Source organism: Streptomyces sp. RP5T (genome assembly GCF_003933965.1).
GTDB lineage: Bacteria > Actinomycetota > Actinomycetes > Streptomycetales > Streptomycetaceae > Streptomyces.
In genome coordinates this window covers 1-8,357 of record NZ_RSAJ01000371.1, presented here as the reverse complement: position 1 = coordinate 8,357, position 8,357 = coordinate 1, and the positions used below count along the sequence as shown (strand labels likewise).

General features: G+C 67.0%; 7 protein-coding genes and 4 pseudogenes. 5 read left to right on the top strand and 6 right to left on the bottom strand.

Translation table 11 applies throughout. From position 1 onward, the window contains the following. On the bottom strand, positions 1-248 hold a 248-nt coding region (locus tag EHS43_RS30160), incomplete at its 3' end, for an ATP-binding protein (protein ID WP_369009060.1). 236 nt (positions 249-484) lie between these two features. Between EHS43_RS30160 and EHS43_RS30155 the strand changes: the two genes are divergently transcribed. From EHS43_RS30155 to EHS43_RS48165, 3 genes and pseudogenes are all read left to right on the top strand, one after another. After that, on the top strand, positions 485-1,339 hold the full coding sequence (locus EHS43_RS30155; RefSeq protein ID WP_125193878.1) for a helix-turn-helix transcriptional regulator: 855 nt from the start codon (positions 485-487) through the stop codon (positions 1,337-1,339). Positions 1,340-1,349: 10 nt separating this feature from the next. Then, on the top strand, positions 1,350-1,571 hold the full coding sequence (locus EHS43_RS30150; RefSeq protein ID WP_125193877.1) for a DUF397 domain-containing protein: 222 nt from the start codon (positions 1,350-1,352) through the stop codon (positions 1,569-1,571). A gap of 93 nt (positions 1,572-1,664) precedes the next feature. After that, positions 1,665-2,005: pseudogene (locus EHS43_RS48165) on the top strand (tyrosine-type recombinase/integrase); the annotation flags it as partial. Positions 2,006-2,179: 174 nt separating this feature from the next. Here the strand turns inward: EHS43_RS48165 and EHS43_RS30140 are convergent. Then, the gene (locus EHS43_RS30140; RefSeq protein ID WP_125193879.1) at positions 2,180-2,503 is read right to left on the bottom strand and encodes a hypothetical protein; all 324 of its coding nucleotides are present in this window, start codon (positions 2,501-2,503) and stop codon (positions 2,180-2,182) included. 49 nt (positions 2,504-2,552) lie between these two features. Between EHS43_RS30140 and EHS43_RS30135 the strand changes: the two are divergent. Then, positions 2,553-3,221: pseudogene (locus tag EHS43_RS30135) on the top strand (site-specific integrase); the annotation flags it as partial. 152 nt (positions 3,222-3,373) lie between these two features. On the opposite strand, the gene EHS43_RS30130 reads toward EHS43_RS30135, so the two are convergent. Continuing rightward, entirely contained in the window at positions 3,374-3,778 is a 405-nt protein-coding gene (locus tag EHS43_RS30130) for a hypothetical protein (RefSeq protein ID WP_125193876.1), read from the bottom strand. A 312-nt stretch (positions 3,779-4,090) separates the two neighbouring features. Here EHS43_RS30130 and EHS43_RS30125 point away from each other — a divergent pair. Next, positions 4,091-4,672 (top strand): annotated as a pseudogene (locus EHS43_RS30125) (hypothetical protein); the annotation flags it as partial. Between the two features lie 47 nt (positions 4,673-4,719). Here the strand turns inward: EHS43_RS30125 and EHS43_RS30120 are convergent. The 3 genes and pseudogenes from EHS43_RS30120 to EHS43_RS30110 form a co-directional block, all read right to left on the bottom strand. Beyond that, on the bottom strand, positions 4,720-5,958 hold the full coding sequence (locus tag EHS43_RS30120) for an acyltransferase (RefSeq protein ID WP_125193875.1): 1,239 nt from the start codon (positions 5,956-5,958) through the stop codon (positions 4,720-4,722). Continuing rightward, positions 5,955-8,159 (bottom strand): glycosyltransferase, encoded by a 2,205-nt coding sequence (locus EHS43_RS30115; protein ID WP_125193874.1) that lies wholly within the window; start codon positions 8,157-8,159, stop codon positions 5,955-5,957. The genes EHS43_RS30120 and EHS43_RS30115 overlap by 4 nt, the downstream gene beginning before the upstream one ends. Beyond that, positions 8,159-8,357 (bottom strand): annotated as a pseudogene (locus tag EHS43_RS30110) (hypothetical protein); the annotation flags it as partial. The pseudogene EHS43_RS30110 and the gene EHS43_RS30115, both read right to left, overlap by 1 nt.

Genomic DNA, 8,357 nt, shown 5'->3' with positions numbered 1-8,357 from the left:
TCCCAGACCCCGACACGCAGCCGCCCCTCCCCCAGCGCGGTCAGCCGAAGCGAGGCGGGGCCCTTGGCATGGCGGTAGGCGTTGGTGACGAGTTCGGACGTCAACAGCTCAACGGTGTCGAGGACATGGGCCATTCCATGCCCCTTCAGCGCGGCCCGCACGGTCGTACGTGCGACACGTGCGGCTCTCGGGTCATGTGGCAGGCGAAGGGCGTACACCCAGGTGTCGGGCAGGGCTACGGTGACCATCGGATACCTCCGGTGGAGGGGAAAGGGGCATTCGACGACTACGCGCTCAACGGCCGCGCCGGGCGGTGGCTGTGCCTGGGTGGGTGCGCTTCCGGCTTATGGGCGGGGGGAGTTGGGCGGTACGTGACCACCGTAGAGCAGATGGTTAGATGCATCTAACTAAATCCACTGGAAACATCTACTCTTCACTCGTGTGAGGGACCGGGACACCGCCCCGCGGCCAGGAAGGAGACGCCGTGCCGCCCACCAACAGCCCCACGCTTCGGCAGCGGAGGCTGGGCGCAGAACTGCGCAAACTCCGAGAGCGAGCCGGGCTCACCGCAACCGGCGCCGCCGAACAATTGGGCGTCAACCAGGCGCGCGTCAGCATGATCGAGACCGGCCGCACACCGATCAGCGCCGAGCGAGTGCACTCCATGGCCCATGCCTACGACTGCTTCGACGAACCCCTCATCGAGGCGCTCGCGGCGATGACCGGCCGGCGAACACGCGGCTGGTGGGAGGAGTATCGCGACCACGTTCCGGTGGCCCTGGTCGATCTGGCGGAGTTGGAGCACCACGCCGCCGCACTACGTGTGGCGCTCATGCTCCACATCCCGGCGCTGCTCCAGACGACAGACCACGCCCGGGCCCTCTTCCAGGCAGTGGTGCCACCCATGCGGCAGTACGAGATGGAGCACCGTCTCACCCACCGCCTCAAACGACAGGGCGTGCTGCACAGGCAGGACCCGCCTCCGTACACGGCGATCATTCACGAGGCCGCGCTCCGCATGGGTTTCGGCGGCCCGGTCGTGGCCCGCGGCCAGCTCAAGCACCTGGCCGACATGAGCGAACTACCGCACGTCGAGCTGCGCGTGATCCCGTTCGGGGCGGCCCACTTTCCCACCACGGGCCAGTCCTTCGACTACGTCGAGGGCGCCGTCCCCCAACTCGACACAGTCCAGCTGGACTCGCACCACGGAGCCTGCGAGTTCCTGGACGCGGAGGCGCAGTTGAGCAAGTACCGGGCCGTGCTGGACGGCATGGAATCCTGCGCGCTCCCGCCCACCACGTCACGCGACTTCATCCACCACCTCATCCACGATCTGTGAGGGACGAATCATGCAGCCCATGCACTGGCGTAAGTCCAGCTACAGCGGCGACGGCTCGAACTGCGTCGAGATAGCCACCACCCTCACCGCCATCCAAGTCCGCGACTCAAAGACGACGAGAAGTCCTCACCTTGTCTTCCAGTCATCCGCCTGGGTCTCCTTCATATCGCACACGGCATCAAACAGCCGCTCGCACCAGTCCGCGGCAGGGTGGCCGAGCCTGGACAGCTGATACGTGATTTTCTCAGATCGTCATCCGCACTGCGCAAGGCAGAACAATCGACTCGACCAACCTGACCTGCCGCTAACGCGGTTTCCTCGAAGGCTGACCGTCCTGAACACCAAGACCCTGGCCTCCGAACGCATCAACTCCCTCAAAATCCACCAGGAACGGCAACAGGAAGAGCGCCACGTGGCCGGAACGGGCTGGACGGCCAACGAACTCGTCCTTACCACCCCGAAGGGCAGGCCGCTCGACCTCGCCAACCTGAGCCGCCGCTTCCGCCGCCTCCTCCGACACGCAGGAATCCGAACGATCCGCTTCCACGATCTCCGCCACTCGACCGCGCCCCTGCTTCTGGGGCAGGACGTCGACTCGTCGAGATCAAGGAGCCCCTCGGCCACGCCCACATCGGCGTCACCGCCACCGTCTACGCCCACGTCCGATCTCCTCGGCCGCATCCTCGACCACCCCTGACACACGTACGGCAACGGCGGCGGACACCTGGTGTCCGCCGCCGTTGCCGTCGACCACTGGTGTCAAGCCGCAAAAGCGGCCCCTGTGGGTGTCACCCACAGGGGCCGCATATTTGCACTTCGATGCGTAGTAGAATCGGAAGCTTAAATCGGCTCGCCCGCCACTCCGCTAAATCCGACGAGGCCATTCCTCTTCGCCATGTCAAGAATCTCTGGGAGATAATTGAGTTGGCGAACCGAAAGGGTCAGAAGGACGTACTTTCCCTCATCATCCGGTTCCTCTTCCAGATCGAACCGAGACGGCTCCAGAACATCCTCCACATCTGGCCACCTAGTCAGCAACTCCTCCCGGAACCGCAACACGTCAGGGCTCACGACAAGATCGCTGGTGTCACCCTCAGCAAGGTTGTCGAAGATTCCCTCAAGTTCCCCAACACCGCACTTCCAGAAGCCAAAGTCGCTACTCACTGGCCATCCTCTCAGGTTAGGGGTTGCAGAGTGGACACTCTGTACCGCAAGGCGCTTCCAGCCCCTCACCGCCGCCGAAGCCCGGCAGTTTCTCCATGCGGCCAACAGTGACCGGCTTCACGCCCTGTACGAACTCGCTCTGCGCACCGGACTCCGCAAAGGCGAACTCCTCGGCCTTCACTGGGAAGACCTCGACCTCGACGGCGGCACCGCCAGCATCCACCGTTCCCTCCAGCGCACCCGCAGCCAGGGGCTGACCGTCCTGAACACCAAGACCCTGGCCTCCGAGCGGCGCATCGCCCTCCCCACCGAATGCATCAACTCCCTCAAGACCCACCAGGAGCGGCAGCAGGAAGAGCGTCAGGCAATCGGAACGGGCTGGACGGACAACCGGCTCGTCTTCACCATCCCGACCGGCGGACCACTCGACCCCGCCAACCTCACCCGCCGCTTCCGCCGCCTCCTCCACAGCGCAGGACTCCGGACCATCCGCTTCCATGATCTCCGGCACTCGACCGCAACCCTGCTCCTGGAATAGGGCATCGACCTCGTCGTCATCAAAGAACTCCTCGGCCACGCCCACATCGGCGTCACCGCCGGCGTCTACGCCCACGTCCGACTCCGCCTGCAGCGCCAAGCCATCGACACTCTGGGCAGCATGCTGGCCGAGGGCGATGACTCCGAAGAGCCGCCGCCCTCGGCATTCATCGTCCGCTGACGTTGCCGTCAGCGTTGCCGTCACAAGACGTCAGGCCCCGCCGGAGATCACTCCGGCGGGGCCTGTTTGATCTATTTTCCCGAGAAATTGAGATTCCCGGCTATTAGGCGTCCCACGCCAGGCGCTTGCCGAATGCCCTGACTCGGCTCGATCTACCCGCGCGAAGAAGTATCGCTTGCTGGGATCCTATAGGCAGCTGCGAGACTCGCATCGAAAATCACGATCAGCTCATCGGGCATATACCTGAACCCCTCCCCCTCAGCCGTACCTAGCGCAATAACCAGGCTTGACGTATTGGAGAATCCAAGGCGGTACGCCCACGGCATTTCAGGACAGCCTTCGTTGGGAACATGCCAGGCAGGGCTGATTTCCACGATTTCCGCCCCAAGGAACCTCTCCCAGTCGACATGGCCGCTCACGTCGACAGCGTCCCCTGGCAAGTCGACGTCAGACTCTCCAGGTTCCCTAAGCTCGATCGCCATCCCTTCATTGAGGCCATCCATCGCCCAGGATAGGGACAGTGCGGCCCCGGTACTCATGACCAGATCAACGGCCATGTCGACTTCATGGGCACGATCCTCCCTGTGCCCTTCGGGCCAGGTTTCCCCCTGCGGCACTACGTAGCGGACCGCACTCACGGACGCCCCCGCGATCGCGCCCCGAAGGGCAGCGAGACTGGCGTCGCCACGCGCCTTGGCATCCCACGGCTCGATTACCAACATGCCTAGTACCGCCCGAAGTATTGGAACTGTCCATTTGCGTCGAAGGTCGCGCCGATCCCGCGTCCACCAGCGGGGTCCGGCATGATATACCGCGTTCCGCCCGCGAAGTTGCCGGAATTGACAGCGGACGTAGCGGTTTGCGGATTGGTCAGAAAGAGGCGGGAGATCCTGCTGTCGTCGGGCGCTCCGAGCCCTTCGGCTCTGACCCAGATCGTCGCCGCCGGAGACATCACCGGCGACGGGCGCACCGACTTCTTCGCCACCGCCGGCGACCAGTTGTGGGCCTTCACCGGATACCACGGAGCGACGGTCGACCAGGCAGTCCTGCTGTCCGGTGGGTGGACCAACCGTGATCTGGTGACCGTCATGGACGTCAGCGGTGACGGCGTCGCCGACATGGTCTACCGCACCGACGCGTCCGGGCGGCTTCTGCTACGCAAGGGGATCGCCGCGAGCGCAGGAGGGACCGACCTCAACTCCCTTGCCTCCGCCGCGAACTCCTCGGGCAAGACGGATACCGAGTACGGGGCCTCCGGCTGGTACAGCACCGACGTTCCGCTGCTGATGGGGACGCCGGACGCCAACAGTGACGGCATCCCCGACATCTGGGCCGTCGCGGCCAACGGTGTTGTGAAATTCCATCCAGGCAGCAAGACGGTGCTGTCGGGCTCGGGTACGCAGGTCATCAACCCGAACACGTACTGGCCGAAGCGGCTCTCCATCGGATGACATGACCGGGCTCCGCCTCCCGCACGGGGGGGCGGAGCCCGAAACCTTCAGGACCTGTGGCGTGCAGCCGCCGCGGGGCTGACTCGGCCCCCCCGCCGCGACCCGTTAGGCCACAACCGCGGCCTCCTCTTCGCCGCCAGGTCCTCGATCCACCCGAACGCAAGGATCGCGAGCCCGATCAACGGCCACACCAGGAAGAACATCCACAGCGTGTCCGTCGCGTCGAGGGCCGCGACCGCGCGGTCGCTCTGCATGAAGGGGAGCTCGTAGGCCAGGTCGAGGATCGGGACCGTGGCCATGATCAGCAGGTTGTGCCAGAGGTAGATCGTCACGGCACGGTTGTTGGAGAGGGTCACCAGCTTGTCCCAGCGGGCCAGCCGGCCGGGGAGTTCCTGCCAGGACGGGGAGTACTGGAGGAGGATCACGACGAACCCGAAGGACCAGGCGGCCTGGGCGAGGGGGATGTCGTTCAGGTCCCAGCCCTCGGGGCCCTGGTGGCCGGAGGCCCACCACAGGCCGAAGGCCATCACCAGGACCGATCCGGAGACGGCGAGATAGCGCGGGACCTTCGCCAGCACTCCCTCGTGGTGCGCGAAACCGAGGACCCAGCAGCTGCCGTAGACCGCGAAGTCGGTGACCGCGTTGCCGAGTTCGCCGGGGATCGTGACCAGTCCCGTGCCGACGACCGCTGTCAGCGCCAGCGGTGCCAGCAGGGTCGCCCACGGCACCCTGCGGAACGCCCACAGCAGCAGCGGCGAGGCCAGCACGAACCACAGATAGGCGCGGAGGTACCACAGCGGGCCCACCGCCTGGTCGGCCCACGTGCTCTCCAGGAGGTCGTGCGGGAAGCCGACCTCCCAGGGGTACGGCGGCGCCCCGATCGGGATGACGTAGTTGACCAGCTCCAGCAGGCCCCAGGTGCCGCTGTGGTCCGGGTCCTCGGACAGCTTCCAGCCGCCCACGAACATCAGCGGCAGCACGACCGCGCTGAACGCCCACAGGGGAGGGAGCAGTCGGCGGACACGGCCTCTGATCACGCTCAGGGCCGGGCGGTTCAGGGAGCGCGCCATCAGTGAGCCCGCCAGCGCGAACATCACGCCCATCGACGGGAACAGGATGGTCAGCCACGCCCAGCCGAACAGGTGGTAGAGGACCACCCGGACCAGGGCGAGGGAGCGGAGGAGGTCCAGGTAGCGGTCGCGGCCGGGGGCCTTGGGCGGCGCGGTGGCAGGCGCCGACGTCGGCGTCGGCAGCTCGCGCTGGTCCGCCGTGTACTCCTGCGTCATCCGACAGGCCTCCGCTCGTCGCTCTCACTGCCCGCCCGCGGCCTCGGCACGGGTCCGCCCGGTGCCTCGACGACTCCCGTGCGGCGCAGCTTCTGCCAGCGCAGGCGGCCTCCGGTGAGGGCCGTGATCCAGGACTGGAGCAGGACGACGTACATGAGCTGGCGGTAGAGGATCTGCTGCAACGGCAGCGAGATCAGGTGGGTCATGCGTTCCCGGTCGAGGCGGAAGGCGTAGGCGGCGCAGACCACCTGGATCGCGAGGACGCCCAGCCAGGCCACGATCGTCTTCTCGGTCGGGCCGAACACGACGCCGTAGAGCAGGAACACGTCGATCAGGGGGGCCAGCAGGGGTGCCACCACCATGAACAGGGAGACCAGGGGCAGCCCGACCCGGCCGAAGCGGCCCGACGGGCCCCGCTCCACCAGCGCCCGCCGGTGCTTCCAGATCGCCTGCATGGTGCCGTACGACCACCGGTAGCGCTGGGACCAGAGCTGCTGGACGGACTCCGGGGCCTCGGTCCAGGCGCGCGCCTTCTCGGCGTAGACCACGCGCCAGCCGTCCCGGTGCATGGCCATGGTGATGTCGGTGTCCTCGGCGAGGGTGTCCTCGCTCATGCCGCCGACGCGCTCCAGGGCGGAGCGGCGGAAGGCTCCCACCGCGCCCGGGATGGTGGGCATGCAGCGCAGGACGTCGTACATCCGGCGGTCGAGGTTGAAGCCCATCACATACTCGATGTGCTGCCAGGCGCCGATGAGCGAATCCCGGTTGCCGACCTTGGCGTTGCCGGCGACGGCTCCCACGCGCGGGTCGCCGAAGGGCTGCACCAGCTCCCGTACCGTCGACGGTTCGAAGACGGTGTCGCCGTCCATCATCACGATGATGTCGTAACGGGCGTTGGCCAGGCCGCGGTTGAGGGCGGCCGGCTTGCCCGCGTTGAGCTGGCGCACTACGCGGACGTTCGGCAGGCCCATCGCCTCGACGATCCGGGCGGTGCCGTCACTGGAACCGTCGTCGATGACGAGCACCTCGATGGGGTGCTCGCTCGCCATGAGGGAACGGACGGTGTTCTCGATGCACTTGGCCTCGTTGTACGCCGGGACGAGCACCGACACCGGCCGGGTGACCGGCTCTCCCCAGCGGAAGTCCTTGCGGCGCACCCGGCGGGCGTGGAGGCCCGAGAGCAGCAGCATGAGGACGAAGCGGCCGATGACGAGGGAGCCGATGATCGACAGCCCGACGACGAGGACATCGGTGATGTGCTCGGAGGCCTGGACCAGGAAGATCCACGCCTTGCCCTTCCACAGTTCGGGCCCGGCGACGGCGGTGTGCGCGGTGGGCGCGTCGAGGGCCTCGGTGAGGTTGTCGAACTCGTAGCCCTTGTCCGTCATATCGGGGAGGAACTGGTCGAGCGCCTGGACCGTCTGGTGGCGGTCGCCGCCCGAGTCGTGCATCAGCACGATCGCGCCCTTGCCGTTCTTCGGGGTGGCGTTGCTGATGATCTTGGCAACGCCGGGCTTCTGCCAGTCCTCGCTGTCGGTGTTGTTGACGACGGTGATGTAGCCGCGGGTGCCGATGTACTCGGTGACCGGCCAGGACTTGTCGTCCATGGCGTCGGCGAAGGAGGAGTACGGCGGCCGGAAGAGCGAGGTGCGGATCCCGGCCGCGCCGGCGAGCGCGAGCTGGTTCTGGGAGAGCTCCCAGTCGATGCGCTTCTTCGACTGGAAGGACAGGTCGGGGTGGTTGAAGGTGTGCAGCCCGATCTCGTGGCCCTCGTCGACCATGCGCTGGACCAGGTCCGGGTAGCGGGAGGCCATGGTGCCGGTGACGAAGAAGACCGCGTGCGCGTGGTGCTTCTTCAGGACGTCGAGGACCTTGGGGGTCCAGGTGGGGTCGGGGCCGTCGTCGAAGGTGAGGACGATCCGGTGGTCGGGCAGCTTCAGGCTGGTGGCCTTGCCGCCGCGGGTGTCGATCACCGGACCGCCGTCGATGATCTTCTCCGGCACCTTGTCGGTGGAGGCCTCGGGCTGGATGCGGTGGTCGGCGAGGATCTCGCTGTGGACGTAGCCGCGCAGCATCAGCATCGCCATGAGGGCGACGAGGACGAGCACGGGAAGCAGGAGGCGCATGGGCAGGCGACGGCGCCTGGAGCCGTCGGGGGCTCCTGGTGCTGCGGCCCCCGGGCGGCGGGTGCGGGATGCCATCAGAGGACGTACTCCGGGGACGGGGAGGAGAGCGGGGCGCCGGCGAGCACCGGAGCGGAGGTGGCGGACGGCTCCGAGGTGACGGGCGCGGTGCCCGAGGTCTGCGACGCGATGGGCGAGGGTGAGGCCGGTCCGTCGGCGACCGTGCCGGGTCCGGCGCTGTCACCGCCCGCGGTCTGGGTCGGGGCGACCGAGGGT

What these genes read in the sequence shown, in the direction of transcription:
- EHS43_RS30120 (WP_125193875.1), bottom strand. Translation starts at nt 5,958, where the DNA reads ATGACGCAGGAGTACACGGCGGACCAGCGCGAGCTGCCGACGCCGACG.
- EHS43_RS30115 (WP_125193874.1), bottom strand. Translation starts at nt 8,159, where the DNA reads ATGGCATCCCGCACCCGCCGCCCGGGGGCCGCAGCACCAGGAGCCCCC.
- EHS43_RS30150 (WP_125193877.1), top strand. Translation starts at nt 1,350, where the DNA reads ATGCAGCCCATGCACTGGCGTAAGTCCAGCTACAGCGGCGACGGCTCG.
- EHS43_RS30130 (WP_125193876.1), bottom strand. Translation starts at nt 3,778, where the DNA reads ATGGCCGTTGATCTGGTCATGAGTACCGGGGCCGCACTGTCCCTATCC.